20 protein-coding genes are annotated in these 22,913 nt (G+C 70.4%); 12 read left to right on the top strand and 8 right to left on the bottom strand.

All coding sequences use genetic code 11. The features are described 5' to 3' along the window. Nucleotides 1-640: 640 nt before the first annotated feature. The 5 genes from AB0J68_RS06285 (at nt 641) to AB0J68_RS06265 (ending at nt 6,369) form a co-directional block, all read left to right on the top strand. Nucleotides 641-2,281 (top strand): ABC transporter substrate-binding protein, encoded by a 1,641-nt coding sequence (locus AB0J68_RS06285; protein WP_354855371.1) that lies wholly within the window; start codon nt 641-643, stop codon nt 2,279-2,281. Between the two features lie 149 nt (nt 2,282-2,430). Beyond that, on the top strand, nt 2,431-3,357 hold the full coding sequence (locus AB0J68_RS06280) for an ABC transporter permease (protein ID WP_354855372.1): 927 nt from the start codon (nt 2,431-2,433) through the stop codon (nt 3,355-3,357). 40 nt (nt 3,358-3,397) lie between these two features. After that, nucleotides 3,398-4,309: an ABC transporter permease gene (locus AB0J68_RS06275; protein WP_354855373.1), complete on the top strand. Its 912-nt coding sequence runs from the start codon at nt 3,398-3,400 to the stop codon at nt 4,307-4,309. A gap of 25 nt (nt 4,310-4,334) precedes the next feature. Next, nucleotides 4,335-5,363, top strand: a complete 1,029-nt coding sequence (locus AB0J68_RS06270) for an ABC transporter ATP-binding protein (RefSeq protein ID WP_354855394.1) — start codon at nt 4,335-4,337, stop codon at nt 5,361-5,363. Beyond that, entirely contained in the window at nt 5,356-6,369 is a 1,014-nt protein-coding gene (locus tag AB0J68_RS06265; protein ID WP_354855374.1) for a dipeptide ABC transporter ATP-binding protein, read from the top strand. The genes AB0J68_RS06270 and AB0J68_RS06265 overlap by 8 nt, the downstream gene beginning before the upstream one ends. 133 nt (nt 6,370-6,502) lie before the next feature. On the opposite strand, the gene AB0J68_RS06260 is transcribed toward AB0J68_RS06265, so the two are convergent. Beyond that, entirely contained in the window at nt 6,503-6,892 is a 390-nt protein-coding gene (locus AB0J68_RS06260) for a chorismate mutase (protein WP_354855375.1), read from the bottom strand. A 314-nt stretch (nt 6,893-7,206) separates the two neighbouring features. On the opposite strand from AB0J68_RS06260, the gene pcrA reads away from it, so the two are divergent. Next, the gene (gene pcrA / locus AB0J68_RS06255; RefSeq protein ID WP_354855376.1) at nt 7,207-9,612 is read left to right on the top strand and encodes a DNA helicase PcrA; all 2,406 of its coding nucleotides are present in this window, start codon (nt 7,207-7,209) and stop codon (nt 9,610-9,612) included. Nucleotides 9,613-9,711: 99 nt separating this feature from the next. On the opposite strand, the gene AB0J68_RS06250 is transcribed toward pcrA, so the two are convergent. Together AB0J68_RS06250 and AB0J68_RS06245 are read right to left on the bottom strand one after the other, a co-directional pair. Then, the gene (locus AB0J68_RS06250) at nt 9,712-10,479 is read right to left on the bottom strand and encodes a M23 family metallopeptidase (RefSeq protein ID WP_354855377.1); all 768 of its coding nucleotides are present in this window, start codon (nt 10,477-10,479) and stop codon (nt 9,712-9,714) included. A gap of 273 nt (nt 10,480-10,752) precedes the next feature. Further along, a complete protein-coding gene (locus AB0J68_RS06245; protein ID WP_234590189.1) occupies nt 10,753-11,460 on the bottom strand; it encodes a M23 family metallopeptidase in 708 nt (235 codons plus the stop codon). A 439-nt stretch (nt 11,461-11,899) separates the two neighbouring features. Between AB0J68_RS06245 and AB0J68_RS06240 the strand changes: the two genes are divergently transcribed. The 3 genes from AB0J68_RS06240 to sucD all read left to right on the top strand — a co-directional run bounded on the left by AB0J68_RS06240 (nt 11,900) and on the right by sucD (nt 14,803). Further along, nucleotides 11,900-12,304 carry a cobalamin B12-binding domain-containing protein gene (locus AB0J68_RS06240; protein ID WP_354855378.1) on the top strand — a complete coding sequence of 135 codons (405 nt, stop codon included), beginning with the start codon at nt 11,900-11,902 and terminating at the stop codon, nt 12,302-12,304. Between the two features lie 430 nt (nt 12,305-12,734). Continuing rightward, on the top strand, nt 12,735-13,913 hold the full coding sequence (gene sucC / locus AB0J68_RS06235; protein WP_354855379.1) for an ADP-forming succinate--CoA ligase subunit beta: 1,179 nt from the start codon (nt 12,735-12,737) through the stop codon (nt 13,911-13,913). 2 nt (nt 13,914-13,915) lie between these two features. Continuing rightward, entirely contained in the window at nt 13,916-14,803 is an 888-nt protein-coding gene (gene sucD, locus AB0J68_RS06230) for a succinate--CoA ligase subunit alpha (RefSeq protein ID WP_354855380.1), read from the top strand. A gap of 63 nt (nt 14,804-14,866) precedes the next feature. On the opposite strand, the gene AB0J68_RS06225 is transcribed toward sucD, so the two are convergent. After that, on the bottom strand, nt 14,867-15,133 hold the full coding sequence (locus AB0J68_RS06225; RefSeq protein ID WP_354855381.1) for a DUF4190 domain-containing protein: 267 nt from the start codon (nt 15,131-15,133) through the stop codon (nt 14,867-14,869). A 198-nt stretch (nt 15,134-15,331) separates the two neighbouring features. Between AB0J68_RS06225 and AB0J68_RS06220 the strand changes: the two genes are divergently transcribed. Then, nucleotides 15,332-16,651 carry a DUF6350 family protein gene (locus AB0J68_RS06220; RefSeq protein WP_363936547.1) on the top strand — a complete coding sequence of 440 codons (1,320 nt, stop codon included), beginning with the start codon at nt 15,332-15,334 and terminating at the stop codon, nt 16,649-16,651. A 162-nt stretch (nt 16,652-16,813) separates the two neighbouring features. On the opposite strand, the gene AB0J68_RS06215 is transcribed toward AB0J68_RS06220, so the two are convergent. Next, a complete protein-coding gene (locus AB0J68_RS06215; RefSeq protein ID WP_354855383.1) occupies nt 16,814-17,404 on the bottom strand; it encodes a DUF4190 domain-containing protein in 591 nt (196 codons plus the stop codon). 207 nt (nt 17,405-17,611) lie between these two features. On the opposite strand from AB0J68_RS06215, the gene purN reads away from it, so the two are divergent. Both purN and purH read left to right on the top strand, forming a co-directional pair. Next, nucleotides 17,612-18,232 (top strand): phosphoribosylglycinamide formyltransferase, encoded by a 621-nt coding sequence (gene purN, locus AB0J68_RS06210; protein ID WP_354855384.1) that lies wholly within the window; start codon nt 17,612-17,614, stop codon nt 18,230-18,232. Then, on the top strand, nt 18,229-19,800 hold the full coding sequence (gene purH / locus AB0J68_RS06205) for a bifunctional phosphoribosylaminoimidazolecarboxamide formyltransferase/IMP cyclohydrolase (protein ID WP_363936543.1): 1,572 nt from the start codon (nt 18,229-18,231) through the stop codon (nt 19,798-19,800). Before purN ends, purH begins: the two co-directional genes overlap by 4 nt. Before the next feature lie 90 nt (nt 19,801-19,890). Here the strand turns inward: purH and AB0J68_RS06200 are convergent, their stop codons facing one another. From AB0J68_RS06200 to AB0J68_RS06190, 3 genes are read right to left on the bottom strand one after another with little or no spacing between them, the layout of a single operon-like run. Then, nucleotides 19,891-20,925: a dipeptide ABC transporter ATP-binding protein gene (locus AB0J68_RS06200; protein ID WP_355069145.1), complete on the bottom strand. Its 1,035-nt coding sequence runs from the start codon at nt 20,923-20,925 to the stop codon at nt 19,891-19,893. Next, entirely contained in the window at nt 20,909-21,937 is a 1,029-nt protein-coding gene (locus AB0J68_RS06195; protein ID WP_363936539.1) for an ABC transporter ATP-binding protein, read from the bottom strand. Before AB0J68_RS06195 ends, AB0J68_RS06200 begins: the two co-directional genes overlap by 17 nt. Before the next feature lie 6 nt (nt 21,938-21,943). After that, entirely contained in the window at nt 21,944-22,900 is a 957-nt protein-coding gene (locus AB0J68_RS06190) for an ABC transporter permease (protein WP_354855388.1), read from the bottom strand. Nucleotides 22,901-22,913 lie beyond the last annotated feature (13 nt).

Genomic DNA, 22,913 nt, shown 5'->3' with positions numbered 1-22,913 from the left:
GGCGCCGCCTGGAGGCGGGGCCGGGGCCGGGGGTGTGGCAGCCGCCGCGGTCGCTCTTCGGTGATCAGAAAACCGTCCGCGGCACCCTCGTCCACCCAGCCGGCCATGGTGCCCGTGCAGCCGACGTCGACCTCGTCCGGACGGGTAAAGAAAGTCGAGCCCGCGTTAGACGTCGGACCGCGTGGTCGTCAAGCGAAAAAGCTCACATAAGCCGAGCCTGAGCGGGGCGCGAGCGTCCCAGCAGGTCAGGTACTTCCAGGTCGGAGACACCTGGACTGACCGTTTTGTGATCATTTTTCAAGTATCGGCAACGTGGCGGACAACTAACGGCTTGATAACGGCACCTTCACGAAAGCGGCCAGTGGGTGTCACAGTGGCAGCACCTCACCCTCGGTGTGTGGCACTCCGCACGGCCCACGACCACGGCCTCCGCTGTTTTCCCGGCGGGTTCGTGGCTGTGCCGCCTGCGCAGAGTCGCGCCTCGTCGGGTGAGGGAGCCCGGCGGATCGGAACATCAGGGGTGTCCCCAACTTCCCTGTGGTCCCGGCGACCCCCGCCCCGGGGTGGTCGGGCGGTGTCACCCCCAAAACGTGCGTGAAACCCACGACGGAACCAGGTTAGAAAGAGGAGGCCCCTCGGAATGAGAGTCTCGAAGCGGGCGACGAGCGCGATCGCGCTCAGCGCGGCTGCCGCGCTTGTCGCGAGCGGTTGCTCGAGCGGTGACGGCGACGGCGACGCCGCCGCCAGCAAGGATGGCGCGATCGTCATCCACGGCGTCCAGCCGGAGAACCCGCTGGTTCCGTCGAACACCACGGAGACCGGCGGTGGCAAGGTCATCGACTGGCTGTGGACCGGCCTGGTCGAGTACCCCAACGACGGTGGGGCCCCGCGCAACGCGCTGGCCGAGTCCATCGACACCAAGGACTCCAAGGTCTTCACGATCAAGATCAAGAAGGGTACCAAGTTCCACGACGGTACCGAGGTGAAGGCGAAGAACTTCGTCGACGCCTGGAACTGGGCGGCGTACTCGCCGAACGGCGCGCAGAACGGCTCCTTCTTCTCGGACATCGCGGGCTTCGACAAGACCTACACCGAGGACCCGGACGGCCCGGACGGCCCGCAGAAGGCCCCGACCCCGACGGCCGACAAGCTCTCCGGCCTGAAGGTCATCGACGAGCAGACCTTCGAGGTCACCCTCGCCGCCCCGACCGCGGTCTTCCCGACCAAGCTCGGCTACAGCGCGTTCATGCCGCTGCCGGACGTGTTCTTCACCATGAAGCCCGAGGAGTTCGGCAAGAAGCCGATCGGCAACGGCCCGGTGAAGTTCGTGTCGTGGCAGGACAACGTCCTCATCAAGCTGACTCGTTTCGACGACTACAGCCTGCGCGACAAGATGAAGATCAAGGACGTCGACGTCAAGCTGTACCAGGACGAGACGGCGGCCTACGCCGATCTGCTGGCCAACAACCTTGACTTCATGGAGGTTGTCCCCACCTCGGCGCTCGCCGGCGACAAGTGGAAGACCGACCTCGGCGACCGCGGCCTGAACACCGTCACGCCGTCGACCGCGTTCATCGCGTTCCCGATCTACGACAAGCGCTTCCAGAACCCGAAGCTGCGTCGCGCGGTGTCGCTGTCGATCAACCGGCAGGAGATCTCGGACAAGATCTTCTTCGGTACCCGCAAGCCGGCCGACAGCTGGGCGAACCCGCTGACCCCGGGCGCCAAGCCGGGTAACTGCACCGCCTGCAAGTTCGACCCGACCACGGCCAAGCAGCTGCTGACCGAGGCCGGCGGCTTCACCGGTGAGATGGTCTTCTACTACAACTCGGACTCCAGCCACAAGGACTGGATGGACGCGGTTGCGCAGCAGGTCAAGACCAACCTCGGCATCGACGCGCGGGCCGAGGGCATCCCGACCTTCGCGGTGTTCCGCCAGAACATCAACGCCCACAAGATGACCGGCCCGTACCGTGCCGCCTGGCAGCAGGACTACCCGGACGTGGAGAACTGGGTCAACCCGCTCTACGTCAAGGGTGGCTCGTCCAACGACGGCCTGTACAGCAACCCCGAGGTCGACACCCTGGCCAAGCAGGCCAGCGCCGCGCCGAGCCTGGAGGCCTCGCACGAGGCGTTCGCCAAGGCCGTCGAGGTTGTCGACCAGGACGTCCCGAGCATCCCGGTCTACTTCTACGGCCAGCAGTCCGGCCACTCGGAGAAGATCAAGAAGCTCGAGCTGAACAACGTCGGCGAACTCGACATCACCTCGGTCGAGCTCTGATCCGAACGGTCTGACCCCGGGTCGGGCTCGCCACATCCGGTGAGCCCGACCCGGGGCCGTTCCGCGAGTGGGTGCCACAGCACTCCACTCGCCACGTTGTCACCACCGTGTCGGCCGTCCGACGCGCCCCCTGTCTGGAGGACCACCCCATGGGCCGTTATCTGTTGAGACGGCTGCTCCAACTCGTGCCGGTCTTCATCGGCTCGACCTTCCTGATCTACTGGCTCGTCTGGTCCGTCCCGGGCGACCCGTTCGCCGGCAAGTGCGGCGAGCGCCGCTGCCCGGACCAGTACGTCGCGTACATGACCGAGAAGTACCACCTGGACCAGAATGTCTTCGTGCAGTACGGCAACTACATGAAGAACCTGCTCCAGGGCGACTTCGGCCAGACGTTCTCGCAGCGCGACATCGGCGGCATCATCGCCACGGCGTACCCGAACACGCTCAAGCTGGCCCTGGTCGCGCTCGCCATCGAGGCCGTGATCGGCCTCGGCGCCGGCATCCTGACCGGTCTGCGCCGCAACGGCTTCCTGGACAACCTGGTCCTCGTCTCGACCCTCTTCCTGCTCGCGCTGCCGGTGTTCGTCGTCGGCTTCGTGCTGCAGTGGCTGCTGGGTGTGCAGTGGGGCATCGTCAAGCCGACCGTCTCGTCCGAGATGCGATTCTCCGAGCTGATCGTGCCGGGCTTCGTGCTCGGTAGCGCGTCGGTGGCGTACATCGCCCGGGTGGCCCGAACGAGCATCGCGGAGAACCGCCGTGCCGACTACGTGCGCACCGCCATCGCCAAGGGCCTGCCGATGCGCCGGGTCGTGGGTGTGCACCTGCTGCGCAACTCGCTCATTCCGGTCGTCACCCTGCTCGGCACCGACCTCGGCGCCCTGATGGGCGGCGCGATCGTCACCGAGGGCATCTTCGGCATCAACGGAATCGGCCGCGAGGTCTACCGCGCGATCGTCACCAAGGAAAGCGCTACCGTGGTTGGCATCGTGGTCGTACTGGTGGTCGTCTATCTGCTGATGAACCTGTTGGTCGACCTGCTCTACGCCGCCCTGGACCCGAGGATCCGTTATGAGTGACCCAAGCACCGCATCGATTGTCAGCACCCCTCCCGCACAGGTGACGGACACCCCGGCCACCTCCGGGCCGCAGGGCAACGAGAAGCCGCGTGGTCTGCTCGGTGACGCCTGGCGGGACCTGCGCCGTAAGCCGCTGTTCTGGATCTCGACGACGATCATCGTCATCTTCCTGTTGATGGCGGCCTTCCCGTCGCTGTTCGCCCCGGGCGACGCGGTCAACGGATCGCTGTCGCGCAGCCTCAACAAGGCGTCCGGCAACGCGTGGTTCGGGTACGACCTGCAGGGCCGGGACGTCTACGCCCGGGTCATCTACGGCGCGCGTGCCTCCATCGTGGTCGCCGTGCTCTCCGTGGTCGGCACCCTGCTGATCGGTGGTGCCATGGGCATCATCTCCGGATACCTCGGTGGCTGGGTCGACACGATTCTCAGCCGGGTCGCGGACGTGTTCTTCGGAGTGCCGTTCGTGCTCGGCGCGATCGTCATCCTGACCACGTTCAACGGTTCGGGCAGCAGCAACAGCAAGGCCGAGATCATGGGCCTGGTGATCATCTCGCTGATCGTGCTGAGCTGGCCGGTCGTGATGCGGTTGATGCGTTCCTCGGTGCTCTCCACCAAGGAGGCCGACTACATCGTGGCGGCGCGTGCGCTGGGTGCCGGCAGCGGCCGGATCATCCTCAAGCACCTGCTGCCGAACTGCCTGGCCCCACTGCTGGTCTACGGCACGATCATGGTCGGCTCGTTCATCGGCGCCGAGGCAACCCTGTCGTTCCTGGGTGTCGGCCTGAAGTCGCCGGTGGTGTCCTGGGGCATCATGATCAGCGAGGGTAAGGATTTCATCCGGGTCGCGCCGGGGCTCGTGTTCTTCCCCGCCGCATTCCTCGTCGCCGCGGTGCTGAGCTTCGTGATGCTCGGTGAAGCGGTCCGCGAGGCTCTCGATCCGAAACTCCGCTAGGGGAGATCCAGTGTCCGACATTCTCGTGTCTGAGCAGTCCGCGCCGGGATCCGGCGGGTCCGGGCGCCCCTCCGGCCGGCTGCTCGAGGTCGACGACCTGCGGGTGGAGTTCCGTACCCGGGACGGCGTCGCAAAGGTCATCAACGGGGTCACGTACCACGTCGACGCGGGGGAGACCCTCGCCGTGCTCGGCGAGTCCGGCTCCGGTAAGAGCGTCACGGCGCAGACGATCATGGGCATCCTCGACACGCCCCCCGGCTTCGTCACCGGTGGGCGGGTCCGCTTCCACGGAAAGGACATGCTCCGCATGTCCGCCGAGGAGCGCCGCCGCATCCGCGGTGAGGGCATCGCGATGATCTTCCAGGACGCGCTCTCCGCCCTGAACCCGGTCTTCACCGTCGGGTTCCAGATCGCCGAACAGTTCCGGGTTCGGCGGGGTCTGGGTCGCGCGGAGGCCAAGAAGCGCGCGATCGAGATGCTCGACCAGGTCAAGATCCCGAACGCCAAGGGCCGGTTCAACAACTATCCGCACCAGTTCTCCGGCGGTATGCGGCAGCGCGCGATGATCGCGATGTCGCTGGCGCTCGACCCCGAGGTGCTGATCGCGGACGAGCCGACCACCGCGCTCGACGTGACCGTGCAGGCCCAGATCATGGACCTGCTCGCGGAGCTCCAGCGTGAGCGGCAGATGGGCATGATCCTGATCACCCACGACCTCGGCGTGGTCGCCGACGTCGCCGATCGGATCGCCGTCATGTACGCGGGCCGGATCGTCGAGGAAGCCGACGTGTACGACCTGTACGCCAAGCCGGCGCACCCGTACACGCTGGGTCTGATCGACTCGATCCCGCGTCTGGACGAGAAGGGGCAGCAGCTCCGGACGATCAAGGGCCTCCCGCCGAACCTGATGAACATCCCGCCGGGCTGCCCGTTCAACCCGCGCTGCCCGATGGCGCAGCCGGTGTGCCGGGAGAAGGTCCCCCCGCTGCTCCAGGTGGGCCCCGCCCGGGCCAGCGCCTGCCACTTCGCCGAGGAGCTGGTGAACCGTGTCTGAGAACATCCTCGAGGTCCGTGACCTGGTCAAGCACTACCCCGTCACTCAGGGTGTGGTGTTCAAGAAGACCGTCGGTCAGGTCAAGGCCGTCGACGGGGTCTCGTTCGGTCTGCGGGCCGGCGAGACGCTCGGTGTCGTCGGCGAGTCCGGCTGCGGCAAGTCGACCCTCGCCCGGGTTCTGATGAACCTGGAGAAGCCGACCGCCGGCAGCGTGGTCTACAAGGGCCAGGACATCTCCAAGCTCTCCGGTGGGGCGCTGCGTCGGCTGCGTCGGCAGATCCAGCTGGTCATGCAGGACCCGTACACCTCGCTGAACCCGCGGATGACTGTCGGTGACCTGATCGGGGAGCCGTTCGAGATCCACCCGGAGGTGGCGCCCCGGGGCAGCCGTCGGGCCAAGGTCCGCGAGCTGCTCGACCTGGTCGGGCTCAACCCGGAGCACATCAACCGGTACCCGCACCAGTTCTCCGGCGGTCAGCGTCAGCGCATCGGCATCGCCCGCGCGCTCGCGCTGCGGCCCGAGGTGATCGTCTGCGACGAGCCGGTCTCGGCGCTTGACGTCTCCATCCAGGCCCAGGTGATGAACCTGCTGGAGAAGCTGCAGACCGAGCTGGGGCTGTCGTACATCTTCATCGCCCACGACCTGTCGGTGGTCCGCCACCTGTCGGACCGGGTGGCGGTGATGTACCTCGGCAAGATCGTTGAGATCGGCACCGAGGACGAGATCTACGAGCGGCCGACCCACCCGTACACCCAGGCGCTGCTCTCGGCGGTGCCGGTTCCGGACCCGACCCAGCGGAACAACAAGACGATCATCCGGCTCACGGGTGACGTGCCGTCGCCGATCAGCCCGCCCTCGGGCTGCCGGTTCCGGACCCGCTGCTGGAAGGCGCAGGAGGTCTGCGCCGAGCAGGTCCCGCTGCTGGAGATCCGGCGCGACTCGGACCACCCGAGCGCCTGCCACTTCGCGGAGCGGCGCGAGATCGTCGCCACCCACGAGGTGTGAGTCACCGGAACCGCCTGCCGACGTCACCACGACGACGGCAGGCGGTTTCGTCTGTCCGGAGCCCTCTGAGCGGTTCGCCACGCTCCCGCACCGCCGGTCGGTGACGACCGCACCGGCGGCCCACCGAGGCGCCTCAGAGCGGCCCGCGGCCCGCGCGCAGCAGCAGCAGCGCCAGTTGGGTGCCGTCGGCGCCGAGCGCGAGCCGGAAGCGCTCCAGGATGTCCCGTTCGCGGGAGAGCACCAGGCGGGTTCCACCGGAGGCCATCCGGGTCGCCCCGACCTCCTGTGACAGCGCGGCCCGCTCCTGCCAGAGCGCGATCAACGCGTGGTCGATCTCGTCGATCCGTTCTCTGATCTGCACGATCCGCGCAGCGGCGGTCGGCTCCACGGTGCCGGTCCGTGCCTCGGACGGGTCGCCGGTCCGCACCGAAGGCACCACCTCCGGCACGCTCCCGCTCGCCGACGGCTGTCCGGCCTCCGGTCCGGCCGGGCCACCGTTCTGCTCCACCACGTCTGTCATCATCGGGTACCTCTCGCGCTGTGGTGCCCGGTGCCCGGAACCCGGGACGAAAAAGCCCCGGACTCCAGGAGCCCGGGGCTTTTCGCAGGTCTGTCGATCAGGCGCGACCTACGGCAGCCGGACTCCCGGTGCCGTAGTAAAAGTAGTAGCGCGCAGCGATCACGCCGTCGAGTATGCCCACGCCGGTGGCCGCCGCGCAAGGATTCCGGCGCAAAAAGGGCGGCCCGGCCGTGTGCTCCAGGCGCAGGCACGGCGACCCGGCCCGGCGGACGGCGCGGTCGGGAAGTGTCCGGCTGGCGGCATAGACTTGGTGCGCGATGCATCCTCTCTTCGACATTCCCGCGTCCCCGCCCGCGCCGGAGTCCGCGCCGGCCCGTCCGCACCGGCCCGGGTCGGCCTCCGTCCGCCTCGATCCGCAGCAGCTGCTCGCCGGGCTGAACGGGCCGCAGCGCGACGCCGTCAGCCACGCCGGTTCCCCGTTGCTGATCGTGGCCGGCGCGGGGTCGGGCAAGACCCGGGTGCTCACCCACCGGATCGCCTACCTGCTCGCCGCACGGGACGTGCATCCCGGTGAGATCATCGCCATCACCTTCACCAACAAGGCGGCCGGCGAGATGAAGGAGCGGGTCGCCGCGCTGGTCGGCCCACGGGCCCGACTGATGTGGGTGTCGACGTTCCACTCGGCGTGCGTCCGCATCCTGCGCGCCGAACACGAGCACGCCGGCCTCAAATCGACGTTCTCGATCTACGACGCGGACGACTCCCGCCGACTGATGCAGCTGGTCACCCGCGAGCTGGATCTCGACCCGAAGCGCTACCCGGCGCGTGGTCTGGCCGCCCAGGTCTCCAACCTCAAGAACGAGCTGGTCGACCCGGAGCAGTTCGCCGCGCGGGCCAGCGGGCCCAACGAGCGGGCGCTCGCCGAGGCGTACACGCTGTACCAGCGCCGGCTGCGCGAGGCGCACGCGCTGGACTTCGACGACCTGATCATGACGACGGTGCACCTGCTCCAGTCCCACCCGCACGTCGCGGAGAGCTATCGGCGGCGGTTCCGGCACGTGCTGGTGGACGAGTACCAGGACACCAACCACGCCCAGTACGTCCTGATCAAGGAGCTGGTCTCCGGCACCGACGGGCTGGAGCCGGCCGAGCTGTGCGTGGTCGGTGACGCCGACCAGTCGATCTACGCGTTCCGGGGCGCGACGATCCGCAACATCCTGGAGTTCGAGCGGGACTTCACCGACGCGCGGACGATCCTGCTGGAGCAGAACTACCGCTCCACCCAGACCATCCTGAACGCGGCCAACGCGGTGATCGACCGGAACACCTCCCGCAAGCCGAAGCGGCTGTGGAGCGAGGCCGGTGACGGCGAGCGGATCGTCGGCTATGTGGCCGACACCGAGCACGCCGAGGCGGACTGGGTGGGCCGGGAGATCGACCGGCTGGTCGACGCCGACGAGACACGCCCCGGTGACGTCGCGGTCTTCTACCGCACCAACGCCCAGTCCCGCGTCTTCGAGGAGGTGTTCATCCGCGCCGGCCTGCCGTACAAGGTGGTCGGCGGGGTGCGCTTCTACGAGCGCAAGGAGGTCCGCGACGCGCTGGCGTACCTGCGCTCGGTGGTCAACGACGACGACACGGTGAGCCTGCGGCGGGTGCTGAACACCCCCCGCCGGGGGATCGGCGACCGCGCGGAGGCGTGCGTCGAGGCGCTGTCCAGCCGTGATCGGATTTCCTTCGGCGCGGCGCTGCGCCGGGCCCGGGAGGCGCCCGGCATCTCCACCCGGGCGGCCAACGGCATCGCCGACTTCGTGGCGCTGCTCGACGGCGCGCGGGAGCTGGCCGAGACCGGCACCCCGGAGGAGGTGCTGGAGGCCCTGCTGACCCGCTCGGGTTACCTCACCGAGCTGGAGGAGAGCCTGGACCCGCAGGACGCGGGCCGGGTGGACAACCTCCAGGAACTGGTCAGCGTCGCCCGGGAGTACACCGAGCGGATCGAGGCGACCGGCGCCGACGGGGAGCGCGCCACCCTGGCGGGCTTCCTGGAGCAGGTCGCGCTGGTGGCCGACGCCGACCAGATCCCCTCCGACGACCCCGACCACCAGGGCGTCGTCACCCTCATGACGTTGCACACCGCCAAGGGCCTGGAGTTCCCGGTGGTCTTCCTGACCGGGCTGGAGGACGGCGTCTTCCCGCACCTGCGCTCGCTGGGCGACACCCGCGAGCTGGAGGAGGAGCGCCGACTGGCGTACGTGGGCATCACCCGTGCCCGACAGCGGCTCTACCTCTCCCGGGCGGTGACCCGCTCGGCCTGGGGGCAGCCGTCCTACAACCCGCCGTCGCGGTTCCTGGAGGAGCTGCCGCCGGAGCTGGTGCGCTGGGAGCGCACCGAGGGGTCGTACACCTCGTGGGCCGGCGGGGGCGGCGGCGTCGGCGGTCGTGCCGACCGTGCGCCCGGCGGTCGGGGCACCTTCACCGGCGGCACCCCGAAGGCGGCGCAGCTTGCCCAGCGGCTCGGCGTGGACGGCAGCCGCCTCACCACGGCCAGCGAGTTGCCGCAGGGGCCGAAGGTGGCCGCCGGCGACCGGGTCAACCACCAGCGCTACGGGCTGGGGCGCGTGCTCGCCGTGGAGGGGCACGGCCCGGGCGCCCGCGCGCAGATCGACTTCGGCGACCAGACCATGTGGCTGGTGCTGCGACACGCCCCGGTCGACAAGCTCTGACGCCCGAAACGGCACCTTCGCGAGGTCGCGCTAGAACATGGAAAGAGTGGCCTCCGCCAGCGCGGAGGCCACCCTTTCAGGATTCTGTGCGGGCCAGGCTCAGCAGCCCAGGTCGACGCCGCGCGCCCGCATGAACGGGGCGGGGTCGATCTGGTTCCACATGCCCTGGTGCACCTCGAAGTGCAGGTGCGGGCCGGTGGCATCGCCGGTGGCGCCCTCGTAGCCGATCACCTGGCCGGCCTTGACCGCCTGCCCGACGGTGACCGCGATGCGGCTCTGGTGGGCGTAGTGGGTCAGGTAGCCGTTGCCGTGGTCGATGAAGACGGAGTTGCCGTACCCGTCCGCGGCGTCACCGGCCTGGGTGACCGTGCCGGCGGCCGCGGCGCGGATGGGGGTGCCCGAGGGCAGCGCCAGGTCGATCCCGGCGTGCAGGGTGCCCCAGCGCTGGCCGTAGCAGGAGGTGACCGCGGCGCCCGGCATCGGGTCGACCCAGGCGGCCGTCGGCCTGGTGGTCTTCTTCGGCTTCGGCTTCGGCTTGGCGGTGGCCGTCTTCGTCGGTGTCGGGCTGGCGCTGGCCGTCGACGGGCTCACGGTCGGGCTGGCCGACGCCGACGCCGGCGCGCTCGACTCGCGGGTCGAGCGGTCGGCCCGGCTGGCGGCCTCGGCGCGCGACTGGGCGTCGAGCGAGACGGCGGTGGGCGCCGTCCGGTCGGGGCCGGAGGTGGCGACGGCGACCCCACCCAGGCCGAGGGCGACCAGCGCGGCCGCGCCGGCCACGATCAGGCGGTTCCGCCGGCGGGCACGTCGCGGCTGCTCGACGGTGGTGTCGGGGGTGTTCTCGTTCTGGACGGGGCTGTCTTCCTGCACGGCGGACCTTCACAGTCGAGGGGCACTTGACCTCGAAATACTGGTGTCGGGCCGAGCTGGACGACCGTCCGGGACCGGGCGTCCGAACCGGGGGCGGCAGGCCGGCTGACCTGGTATGCGCCGATCTGAAGCACTCCGTCCGGAAAAGTGATCATGCCGTGGCGTGCGGTCGGTCACAGTCCATGCTGTGATCCAGCAGACATCAGCCGCAGGCCGGGCAGGAAAAACCGCCCGGATCGACAGATCCGGGCGGTCAACGGGCGGCACGCAGCGTCAGGAACCCGCTACCTCGCTGTAGATTGCCTCGACTTGCAGCTTGATGTCCACTCCGCGCTCCTGGAGGTACGGAACGGGGTCGATCGGCGCGCCCTTGACATGAAGCTCAAGGTGCAGGTGGGTGCCGTAGGCGTGGCCGGTCTGGCCCACCAGGCCAAGCTGGTCGCCCGCCTTGACCTGCTGGCCCTCCTTGACGCTGAGCGCGGAGGAGTGACCGTAGATGGCCTCGCTGCCGTCGGCGTGCTGGACGATCACCGCGTAGCCGTAGCCGCCGAACCAGCCGGCCTTGGTGACCAGCCCGTCGTGGACCGCCACGTACGGCGTGCCCTCGGGGACGACCAGGTCGACGCCGGTGTGCAGCTTGCCCCACCGCATCCCGTACGGGGAGTTGAAGTCGTAGCCCTGCAGCGGCAGCATCCAGACCTCGGGCTCGGCCGCTTCCTTCGTGCGGCTGTCCCGGGAGGCGCGCTCGGCGTTGTCCGCACGGGCCGCGACGTCCTGACTGGTGATCGACGCCTGCTTGAGCTCGTCGAGCACGGTCGGGCTGACGTCCTTGGCGTCGGGCAGAGCCGACGCGCCCAGCGCGACGATGCCCGCGCCGACGAAGGCGGTGGTGACGACGGCCGCGTAACGGCTACGTGGGGGGGTGGGTACGCGGCGGCGACCGCGATATCGATCGGGCTCAGACGACAGGCGCTGGCGCACGCACACCCTCCGTTGTCGGGGTTCCGAGGCGGCCGGTGGACGTCCGTGAAGCTCCGGTGAACGTCTGCCGACCGCGTCGTCACCCGTCCATGGACCTGATGACAACCGTGGACACGTTAACCAACCACCAGGCGACTCACAAGCCAGAGCGCCAAATTGGCGTGTCGATCTGTCCGTTTGCGTCCGAGATTGTCATGCATCGCGCCGTCGAACGGTGCCCCCGTAACCACCCGTTCGTCGCCGAGCGTGACCGATCCGGCGGAGTCGTCCGGCTTGACGCCGGGGCCCGGGTAAGACGGCCTCGATCGACAGTGCCGGAGGCCGTGCCTGGGCGCGGCGGAATGTCGTACGTGTTTCCGGCCCGGATTTCCCGGCCCCGGCCGGGCGGGTTACCGTTCGTTCAGGTGAAGGCCGTGAAGCCGGTGAAAGGTGTGCGCTGATGAGCTCTCGTATTCGGGTCGTCGTCGCGAAGCCAGGTCTCGACGGCCACGACCGTGGCGCGAAGGTCGTCGCACGCGCCCTGCGCGACGCGGGGATGGAGGTCGTCTACACCGGCCTGCACCAGACGCCCGAGCAGATCGTGGAGACGGCCATCCAGGAGGACGCCGACGCCGTCGGTCTCTCCGTACTCTCCGGCGCGCACATGACGCTCTTCCGTCGGGTGCTGGATCTGCTGGCCGAGCGTGACGCCCGGGACATCGTCGTGTTCGGTGGCGGCATCATTCCCAACGGCGACATCCCCGAGCTGGAGAAGCTGGGCGTCGCGAAGATCTTCACGCCGGGCGCCACCACGCAGGCGATCGTCGAGTGGGTCCGGCAGAACGTCGCGCAGCCGGTCGCCTGAGGCGCCGGTCCGCTGAGGCGACCGGATCTGGGCACGGGGGAGGGGCCGGACGCACCCCTCACACGTCCGGCCCCTCTATGCACGATGCCCCGCCGCCACCCCTCGACCGACAGGGCATCGGCCGTATCCCGTCTTTGCGCTGATCAGCGCGCCGACACCTGACTCAACGACGCCCCGACGGGCGGGTTACGGACCCCCGGCAACATCGTCCGGACGATTGACGCCGCCCACGGCGCGGCCGGAATCAGCTCCACTCGGCACGGGGGTTGTGCATTACCGCACACCGTGCACCCGCTCGGTTGCCGGCGGTGCCCACCTCGCTAGGCTGCCGCCAATGGCCTGTTTCAACTGATGACAGGCGTCAAACTGTTTTCTGAACGCTGGTGGCGGCGCGACGGCGCGCCGCGGAGACGGGACGGGACGCGCAATCGTGGACCTGTACGAGTACCAGGGGCGGGACCTGTTCGAGCGGCACGGCTTGCCCGTGCTGGCCGGCGGCGTCGCCACTACCCCGGAAGAGGCCCGTGCGATCGCCGAACGCCTCGGCGGTCGCGTGGTCGTCAAGGCGCAGGTGAAGGTCGGCGGCCGAGGTAAGGCCGGCGGCGTCAAGCTGGCCGAAGGCGCCGAGGAGACGGTGGCCCGCGCCACCGACATCCTCGGCATGGACATCAAGGGCCACACCGTCCACAAGGTCATGATCACGGTGACGGCGGACGTGGCCGAGGAGTACTACTTCTCGTACCTGCTCGACCGGGCGAACCGCACCTTCCTCTGCATCGCCAGCGTGGCCGGCGGTATGGACATCGAGCAGGTCGCCGCCGAGACCCCCGACCGCGTGGTGAAGGCGCCGATCGACGCGAACACCGGCGTCGACGAGGCCAAGGCGCGGGAGATCGTCACCGCCGCCGGCTTCCCGGCCGAGGTCGCCGACCAGGTCGTCGAGGTGGCCGTCGGCCTGTGGCAGGCGTTCGTTGCCGAGGACGCCACCCTGGTCGAGGTGAACCCCCTCGCGAAGAACGGCGACGGGCGGCTGCTGCTGCTCGACGCGAAGATCACCCTGGACGAGAACGCCGCGTTCCGGCACCCGGACCACGAGGCCCTGGTCGACCAGGCCGCCGTGGACCCGCTGGAGCAGGCCGCCAAGGCCAAGGACCTCAACTACGTCAAGCTCGACGGCGAGGTCGGCATCATCGGCAACGGCGCGGGTCTGGTCATGTCGACCCTCGACGTCGTCGCGTACGCGGGTGAGCGGCACGGCAACGTCAAGCCGGCCAACTTCCTCGACATCGGCGGCGGCGCGAGTGCCGCCGTGATGGCGAACGGGCTGGAGATCGTGCTCTCCGACCCGGCCGTGAAGAGCGTCTTCGTCAACGTCTTCGGCGGCATCACCGCCTGCGACGAGGTCGCCAACGGCATCATCCAGGCGCTCGCCCTGCTGGAGCAGCGCGGCGAGAAGGTCACCAAGCCGCTCGTCGTCCGGCTCGACGGCAACAACGCCGAGGCCGGCCGGGCGATCCTGGACGGCGCGAACAACCCGCTGGTACAGCGGGTGGACACCATGGACGGCGCGGCCGAGCGGGCCGCCGAGCTGGCAGCTGCGGGGGTCTGATCATGGCTATCTGGCTGACCAAGGACTCGAAGGTCATCGTTCAGGGGATGACCGGCTCCGAGGGCTCCAAGCACACCCGGCGGATGCTCGCCGCCGGCACCAACGTGGTGGGCGGCGTCAACCCGCGCAAGGCGGGCCAGAAGGTCGACTTCGACGGCACCGAGCTGCCGGTCTTCGCGTCCGTGGCGGACGCCATGGCCGAGACCGGGGCCGACGTCTCGGTCATCTTCGTGCCGCCGCAGTTCACCAAGGCCGCCGTGGTCGAGGCGATCGACGCCGCGATCCCGCTGGCCGTGGTGATCACCGAGGGCGTGCCGGTGCACGACACCGCCGCGTTCTGGGCGTACAACCTCGCGCAGGGCGAGCGGACCCGGATCATCGGGCCGAACTGCCCCGGCATCGCCTCGCCGGGCGCCTCCAACGCCGGCATCATCCCGGCCGACATCACCGGCTCCGGCCGGATCGGCCTGGTCAGCAAGAGCGGCACGCTGACCTACCAGATGATGTACGAGCTGCGCGACATCGGTTTCTCCACCTGCGTCGGCATCGGTGGCGACCCGATCATCGGCACCACGCACATCGACGCCCTCAAGGCGTTCGAGGCCGACCCGGAGACCGACGCCATCGTGATGATCGGTGAGATCGGTGGCGACGCCGAGGAGCGGGCCGCCGAGTTCATCAAGGGCAACGTCACCAAGCCGGTGGTCGGCTACATCGCCGGCTTCACCGCGCCCCCCGGCAAGACCATGGGTCACGCCGGGGCGATCATCTCCGGCTCGGCCGGCACCGCCGAGGCGAAGCAGGCGGCGCTCGAAGCCGTCGGCGTCAAGGTCGGCAAGACGCCGACCGAGACCGCGAAGCTGATGCGGGAGATCATGTCCGGCAGCTGAGCCGGCACGGCAACACCGAAGGGGTCGACCGGAACTGGTCGGCCCCTTCGTCGTACCGCCGGATCAGTCGTTGTTCCAGAACGGGTAGTTGCCGGTGAGGCGCAGGATCGCGCCGCCGATGATGTTGATCACGCCGAACGCGATGGCGAGGTAGCCGAGAACCGGCGACTGGCCGTTGCGCCGCGCGTCGCGCAGTGACAGGTAGCCGAAGATGATGCCGAGGATGCCGCAACAGATCAGGCCGAGGACGATGCCCAGCACGCCCCAGAGTGTGGTGCGGTCGCGTCCCCGGGCCGGCGGTGGTGGGGGCGGCGGGTATGCGGTCGTCACGGCTACCTCCGGGCGGTCGTGGGCGGCGGACCCCGGGCCGCGACCGGCGAACGAGACCCGGTTGGCGACGACGGCCACCCCCTCTGGCCCGACGCTAGACCCGACGGGACGGCTCCGACTCCGGTTCGCCCAACTCGCCGCCCTCCGGGGCGGGTTAACGGACTGCCCCCGCCCGCGCGACGTGCCAGAGTAGAGCGGATGTCCCCCGTCACCCCTGACCCACCCAGCCGTGCCGGCGGCGTACGCGCCGACGACCGGCCGGTCGACCGCGCCGCGCCGCGTCGGCGGGTTCCCGCGCCGCGCGCCGGTGGGTCGCCGCGTGGGCGTGCGCCGCTGGCCGTCGCCGCCGGGGTGGCCGCGGCCGGGGCGGCTCTCACCTCGTACCTGCCGGTCGCCATCGTGCTCGGCCTGGTTCAGCTCGGCGCGGATTCCACCACGCTGGGCGGCACCCTGCGCACCGCGCTCGCCGGTTGGCTGGTGGGGCACGGGGTGCCGCTGCACACCGAGGCGGGCCCGTTCGGGCTCGCCCCGCTGGCGCTCACCGTGCTCGCGCTCTGGCGACTGACCCGGGCCGGCGTGCACGTGAGCCGCGCGATCGGCGCCCGCGACACCCGCTCACCGCGTCGCGCGCTGATCGCCGCCGCAGCGGTCGGTCTGGCGTACGCGCTGCTCGGCGCGCTCGCCGCGGTGCTGATCGGCGCGGGCGGGCCGCAGGTGTCCGTGGTGCGGGCGGCGGCCACGTTCGCGGTGGTCGGCACGCTCGGCGCGCTGGTCGGTGCGATCCGGATCACCGCAGTGACCCGGCTGCTCGTCACCCGGATACCCGGCCCGCTGCGCGACGGCGTACGCGCTGGGCTGGTGGCCGCGCTCCTCCTGCTCGGGGCGGGCGCCGGCGCGGCCGGCCTGGCCGTGGCCATGGGCGGCGGTGACGCCGCGGACATGATCGGCGCGTACCGGACCGGAGTGGCCGGGCAGGCCGGGATCACCCTGGTCAGCATGGCGTACGCGCCGAACGCCGCGGTCTGGTCGACCAGCTATCTGCTCGGGCCGGGCTTCGCGGTGGGCGTCGACACGGCCGTGCGTACCAGTGAGGTGTCGGTCGGCGCGCTGCCGGCCGTACCGTTGCTCGCTGGCCTGCCGCGCGGCCCGGTGGACGGCCTCGGCGCCCTGCTGCTCGCGGTTCCGGTGCTGGCCGGGATGGTCGCCGGCTGGTTGCTCGCCCGCCGGCTGGCCCGGTCCGCCGGGTCGGAGCGGCCGCCGCGGCGCTGGGCGGAGCTGTTGGCGCCGGCGGCGCTGGCCGGGCCGGTGGCCGGCGTGCTGCTCGGCGTCGCCGCCGCGGCCTCCGGTGGGCCGCTCGGCGCGGGACGGCTGGCACAGCTCGGGCCGGTGGCCTGGCAGGTAGGCGCGGTGGCGGCCGGTGTCGTCGCGGTCGGCGCGCTGCTCGGCGCCGCCGCCACCCGGGTGCTCGCCCGGAGCCCGCGCGCCGCTCAGACACCGCCGGTGCGCCCCGGAGTCTGACCGTCCGGCTGCGCGGCCGACGGTGGCTCGACCGAGGCTGGGCACGGCCGACGGCGGCGCGGCCAACGGCGGTACGGCCAACGTGGCGCGGCCAACGTGGCGCGGAGACGACGCGGGGCGCCCCGGACGGATCCGGAGCGCCCCGTCGGGAGCAGGGTCTTCTCAGGGCTCGGTCGGCAGGTTGACGTTCGCCACGATGCTGATGATGAGCAGCAGGATGCCCAGGCCGACGCCGACCGCGCCGCAGATCAGGCCAGCCTTGGCCTGGCCGGCGTTGCTGGCCTGGCCCTGGGCGACCTTCTGCTTCGCGAGGTAACCGGTCACCACGCCCGCGATACCCACCGGGATGCCCAGGTAGAGGCAGCAGATCAGCGGGATCGACGCGATGCCGAGGATCATCGACACCAGGCCCAGGGTGTTGTTCTGGCCCTGCTGCTGCGGGTAGCCGGCGTTCGGGTACGTCGGGGTGCCACCGTAGGGCTGCTGCTGGCCGTACGGGGCCTGCGGTGCGCCGTACGGGTCCTGCGGCTGCTGGCCGTACGGGGCACCGGGCTGCTGGCCGTAGGGAGCCGCCGGCGGCTGGCCGTACGGCTGGCCCGAGGTGGGCTGGCCGTAGGGCTGACCCGAGGTGGGCTGCTGGCCGTACGGGGCGGCCGGCGGCGGGGCGTACGGGTCGTGCGGCGGCTGGGGGGCGGTCGGGTCCTGGTTGGGCTGCTGGCCGTACGGGTCCTGACCGGGGTTGCCGGGCTGCATTCGAGAAGCTCCTTGGACTGGTTCCGTCAGTTGCTGCTGTTGTTCCCATCCATGATCGCGGTCAGACCACCTCAGGCACAGCACAGCAGCGCGACGACATACCGCGCATTACCCCCGATAACTATTCAGTCCGCCCGTCGGTCACTGTCACAGATCGGCGAACCGCCCAACCGAGGGGCGTCCTGACCTGCCCGATAGGGTGGCCCGGTGACCGAGCCCGCGTCCGCCGCCCGCATCGTCGTCCTCATTTCCGGCTCCGGGAGCAACCTTCAGGCCCTGCTGGACGCCGCCGCCGACCCCGCGTACGGCGCACAGGTCGTCGCGGTCGGCGCGGACCGCGACGGCATCGCGGGCCTGGACCGGGCCGAGGCCGCGGGGGTGCCGACCTTCGTCGAGCGGGTCCGCGACCATGACAGCCGGGAGGACTGGGACCGCGCGCTCACCGCGCACGTCGCCAAGCACCAGCCCGACCTGGTCATCTCCGCCGGCTTCCTCAAGCTGGTCGGCCCGCACTTCCTCGCCGCCTTCGGCGACCGCTACCTGAACACCCACAACACCCTGCTGCCGGCGTTCCCCGGCATCCACGGCCCGCGCGACGCCCTCGCCTACGGCGTGAAGCTCACCGGGGCCACGCTCTTCTTCGTCGACGCCGGCATGGACACCGGGCCGATCGTGGCGCAGGTCGCGGTGCCGGTGCTCGACGACGACGACGTGGACGCGCTCACCGAGCGCATCAAGGAAGCCGAACGGCGCCAGCTCGTCGAGCAGGTCGGCCGCCTGGTCCGCGAAGGCTGGACCATCACCGGAAGGAAGGTCACGGTTCCGTGAGTCCCACTCAGGACGGACGTCGCCCGATTCGGCGGGCGCTGGTCAGCGTCTACGACAAGACCGGATTGGTCGAGCTGGCCCAGGCCCTGCACGCGGCCGGTGTCCAGATCGTGTCCACCGGCAGCACGGCGGGCACCATCGCCGCCGCCGGGGTGCCGGTGACGCCGGTGGAGACGGTGACCGGGTTCCCCGAGGTGCTCGACGGCCGGGTGAAGACCCTGCACCCGAAGGTGCACGCCGGTCTCCTCGCCGACCTGCGCAAGGACACGCACGTCGCCCAGCTCGACGAGCTGGGGGTGGCCGCGTTCGACCTGCTGGTCTCCAACCTCTATCCGTTCCAGGCGACCGTCGCCTCCGGCGCCGGCGTCGAGGAGTGCGTGGAGCAGATCGACATCGGTGGCCCGGCCATGGTGCGGGCCGCCGCCAAGAACCACGCCTCGGTAGCGGTCCTCACCGACCCGGCCGGTTATCCGGCGCTGCTCGGCGCGCTCGACGAGGGTGGCTTCACGCTGGCCCAGCGCCGCGCGCTGGCCGCCCGCGCGTTCGCCGACATCGCCGAGTACGACGTCGCGGTGGCCCAGTGGTGTGCCCAGGAGCTGGCCCCGGCTGACGACTCGTGGCCGACGTTCGCCGGGTCCGCGCTGCGCAAGTCGACAGTGCTGCGCTACGGGGAGAACCCGCACCAGCCCGCCGCGCTCTACATCGACCCGGACGCCCCGGCGGGGCTGGCCCAGGCCGAGCAGCTGCACGGCAAGGAGATGTCGTACAACAACTACGTCGACGCCGACGCCGCCTGGCGGGCCGCCAACGACTTCGCCGACCAGCCGGCGGTTGCGATCATCAAGCACGCCAACCCGTGCGGCATCGCCGTGGGCGCGGACGTGGCCGAGGCGCACCGCCGGGCGCACGCCTGTGACCCGGTGTCGGCGTTCGGCGGCGTGATCGCGGTCAACCGGCCGGTCTCGGTCGAGCTGGCCCGGCAGGTCGCCGAGATCTTCACCGAGGTGGTGGTCGCCCCCGGCTTCGACGAGGGCGCGGTCGAGGTGTTGCAGGGCAAGAAGAACATCCGGCTGCTGCGGGCGCCGGCCTGGAGCCCGGCGAAGGTCGAGTGGCGGCCGGTGACCGGTGGCGTGCTGACCCAGGTCGCCGACCGGGTGGACGCTCCCGGTGACGACCCGGCGAACTGGCAGTTGGCGACCGGCGAGGCCGCGGACGAGGAGCTGTTGCGGGACCTCGCGTTCGCCTGGCGGGCGGTGCGCGCGGTGAAGAGCAACGCGATCCTGCTCGCCAAGGACGGCGCCACCGTCGGGGTCGGCATGGGTCAGGTCAACCGGGTCGACTCCGCGCGGTTGGCGGTCGACCGGGCCGGCGCCGACCGCGCCCGGGGATCGGTCGCCGCATCGGACGCGTTCTTCCCGTTCGCCGACGGCCCGCAGATCCTTCTCGACGCCGGCGTCCGCGCCATCGTCCAGCCCGGCGGCTCGATCCGCGACGAAGAGGTCATCGCAGCGGCCAAAAAGGCCAACGTAACGATGTACCTGACGGGAACCCGCCACTTCTTCCACTGACCCTCGTCTGCACCCCGTCGATCATGAAGTTATTGCCCTGACACGCCGATGTGCAGGGCAACAACTTCATGATCAACTGCCCCTTTGGGGTCAGGCTGGCGTGACCGGGCGGAGTTCGGCGAAGTGGCAGGCCGAGGGGTGCGGGTCTGCCGCTCTCGGCACCGCCTGGGGATCCTGGGTGGCGCAGATGTCCTGGGCCTTCCAGCAGCGGGTGCGGAAGTGGCAGCCGCTCGGCGGGTCGGCCGGGCTGGGCACGTCGCCGACCAGCCGGATCATGTTGCGCTGGTCGCGTACCTCCGGGTCCGGTACCGGCACCGCGGAGAGCAGCGCCTGGGTGTACGGGTGGGTGGCGCGTTCGTAGATCTCGTCCTCGGTGCCGATCTCGACGATCCGGCCGAGGTACATCACGGCCACCCGGTCGGCGATGTGCCGGACCACGGACAGGTCGTGCGCGATGAAGATGTAGGAGAGCCCCAGCTCGTCCTGGAGCTGCTCCAGCAGGTTGATCACCTGGGCCTGGATGGAGACGTCCAGCGCCGAGACCGGCTCGTCGCAGACGATGATCTCGGGCCGCAGGGCGAGCGCGCGGGCGATGCCGATGCGCTGGCGCTGACCGCCGGAGAACTGGTGCGGGTACCGGTTGATGTGTTCCGGGTTGAGCCCGACCAGGTCCAGCAACTCCTGCACCCGCTTGGCCTTGCTGCCCTTCGGTGCGGCGTCCCGGTGGATCTCGAACGGCTCACCGATGATGTCGCCGACCGTCATCCGCGGGTTCAGCGAGGTGTACGGGTCCTGCATGACCATCTGCATGTTGCGGCGCAGCCGGCGCAGCTCGCCCCCGGAGGCCTTGAACAGGTCCCTGCCCTCCAGGGTGGCCCGGCCCGAGGTGGGCGTCTCCAGCCGCATCAGCAGCCGGGCGAGGGTGGACTTGCCGCAGCCGGACTCGCCGACCACGCCCAGCGTCTCGCCCCGGCGCAGCTCGAAGCTCACGCCGTCGACGGCCTTGACGGCGCCGATCTGCCGCTGGAACAGCACACCCTGACTGATCGGGAAGTGCTTCACCAGGTTGTCGACGGAGAGGATGGTCTCGCCCCGGACCTTGGTGGAGCTAGCGGGCGCTGTCATCACGAACCTCCTGCGCGAAGTGGCAAGCGCTGGTCCGGCCGTCGCCGAGGACCAGGTCGTGCGGCACCACGTCCACGCAGACCTGCTGGACGTACGGGCACCGGGGGTGGAACGGGCACCCGGACGGGATGCGCATCAGGTTCGGCGGCAAACCCTTGATCGTCGACAGTTCCTGGCCGCGGACGTCCATCCGCGGGATCGACTCCAACAACCCCTTGGTGTACGGGTGGGCCGGCGCCTTGTAGAGCGAGCGGACGTCGGCGTGCTCGACGATCCGACCCGCGTACATGACCGCGATCCGGTCCGCGACGCCGGCGACCACACCCAGGTCGTGGGTGATCAGGATCATCGCCATGTTGAGGTCCCGGCGCAGGTCGGCCAGCAGGTCCATGATCTGGGCCTGCACGGTGACGTCGAGCGCGGTGGTGGGCTCGTCGGCGATCAGCACCTTCGGGTCCAGCGCCAGCGCCATGGCGATCATGACGCGTTGCCGCATGCCGCCGGAGAACTGGTGCGGGTAGTCGCCGATCCGCTTGGCGGCACCGGGGATCTTGACCAGGTCCATCAGCTCGACGGCCCGGCGGCGGGCGTCGCCCCGGGACATGCCGGAGCGCTGGCGCAGCGTTTCGCCGATCTGCCAGCCGACCGGGAAGACCGGGTTCAGCGCGGAGAGCGCGTCCTGGAAGATCATCGCGATTTCCTTGCCGCGGACCTGCCGGCGCTGCTCCTCGGACTGGGTGAGCAGGTCCTGGCCCCGGTAGAGGATCTGCCCGGAGCGGACGTGCGCCGGCGGGGTGTCCAGGATGCCCATGATCGCCTGGGCGGTGACGGACTTGCCCGAGCCGGACTCGCCGAGCACCGCGAGGGTCTCCCCGGCGTCCAGGTGGTACGACACGCCGTTGATCACCCGGGCGACACCCTCGTTGGTGCGGAACTCGACGTGCAGGTCCCGCAGTTCCAGCAGGTGACCGCCCTCAGGGGTGGGGGAGGCGGGGGTGGGTTGGACGGTCATGAGGTATCACCGCAGCTTCGGGTCGAAGGCGTCACGGATCGCGTCGCCGAGCATGATGAACGCGAGCACGGTCAGGGCGAGGAAGGCCGACGGGACGATCAGGGGCGTCGCCGCCTCCCGCATGTGGATCCGGCCGGTGTCGATGTCCTGGCCCCACGAGATGGTCGGCGCCTTCAGGCCGATGCCCAGGAACGAGAGCGTTGCCTCGGCGGCGATGAACGAGCCGAGCGCGATGGTCAGCACGACGATGGCCGGGGCCAGCGAGTTCGGCAGGATGTGCCGCCACATGATCCGACCGTTGCCGGCGCCGAGCATCCGGGCCGCCGCCACGTAGTCCTGCTCCTTGGCGGTGATCACCGAGGAGCGGACGACGCGGGCCGCCGTGGTCCAGCCGAGAATGGCCAGTACGAAGATCACCGCGGCGATCCGGGCGTTGTCGCTGGCGGTGGAGACGCGCTTGAGCAGCACGATCGCGGCCAGCAGCAGCGGGATGCCGAGCACCACGTCGATCACCCGGGAGAGCACCGCGTCGACCCAGCGGCCGAAGTACCCGGCCACCATGCCGACGGTCAGCGCGATCACGCCGGTGCCGAGCGCGGCGAGCGCGCCGACCAGCAGCGAGGCGCGCGTGCCGTAGACCGCGCGGGAGTACGTGTCGCAGCCCTGGAAGTCGTACCCGAAGATGGCCCCGCCGGACGGCCCGGCGTGCTGCCGGGAGAGCAGGCAGTCGCTCGGGCTGTTGGCGGTGAACAGGCCGGGGGCGAGGGCCATCAGGGTGAAGAGGACGACGAGCGTCAGCGAGATCCAGAAGATCGGGTTGCGGCGCAGGTCACGCCAGGCGTCGCCGGCCAGGCTGCGCGGCTTGTGCGGCGCGCCGACCTGGTTCGGTGTGCCCGGCTCGCCCGAGGGGCCCCGCCGTGCGGCCTGGTTCTCGCTGGCCGCCACAGTTTCAAAGTCACTCATGCCGGGGCCCGGC

Source organism: Micromonospora sp. NPDC049580, assembly GCF_040675595.1.
Lineage (GTDB): Bacteria > Actinomycetota > Actinomycetes > Mycobacteriales > Micromonosporaceae > Micromonospora.
This window is presented reverse-complemented; position numbering and strand designations above follow the sequence as displayed.

Bases quoted from the DNA above. Each gene is read 5' to 3' on its own strand.
- AB0J68_RS06285 (WP_354855371.1), top strand. From the start codon at position 641: ATGAGAGTCTCGAAGCGGGCGACGAGCGCGATCGCGCTCAGCGCGGCT.
- AB0J68_RS06280 (WP_354855372.1), top strand. From the start codon at position 2,431: ATGGGCCGTTATCTGTTGAGACGGCTGCTCCAACTCGTGCCGGTCTTC.
- AB0J68_RS06260 (WP_354855375.1), bottom strand. From the start codon at position 6,892: ATGATGACAGACGTGGTGGAGCAGAACGGTGGCCCGGCCGGACCGGAG.
- pcrA (WP_354855376.1), top strand. From the start codon at position 7,207: ATGCATCCTCTCTTCGACATTCCCGCGTCCCCGCCCGCGCCGGAGTCC.
- AB0J68_RS06240 (WP_354855378.1), top strand. From the start codon at position 11,900: ATGAGCTCTCGTATTCGGGTCGTCGTCGCGAAGCCAGGTCTCGACGGC.
- sucD (WP_354855380.1), top strand. From the start codon at position 13,916: ATGGCTATCTGGCTGACCAAGGACTCGAAGGTCATCGTTCAGGGGATG.
- AB0J68_RS06220 (WP_363936547.1), top strand. From the start codon at position 15,332: ATGTCCCCCGTCACCCCTGACCCACCCAGCCGTGCCGGCGGCGTACGC.
- AB0J68_RS06215 (WP_354855383.1), bottom strand. From the start codon at position 17,404: ATGCAGCCCGGCAACCCCGGTCAGGACCCGTACGGCCAGCAGCCCAAC.
- AB0J68_RS06200 (WP_355069145.1), bottom strand. From the start codon at position 20,925: ATGACAGCGCCCGCTAGCTCCACCAAGGTCCGGGGCGAGACCATCCTC.
- AB0J68_RS06195 (WP_363936539.1), bottom strand. From the start codon at position 21,937: ATGACCGTCCAACCCACCCCCGCCTCCCCCACCCCTGAGGGCGGTCAC.
- AB0J68_RS06190 (WP_354855388.1), bottom strand. From the start codon at position 22,900: ATGAGTGACTTTGAAACTGTGGCGGCCAGCGAGAACCAGGCCGCACGG.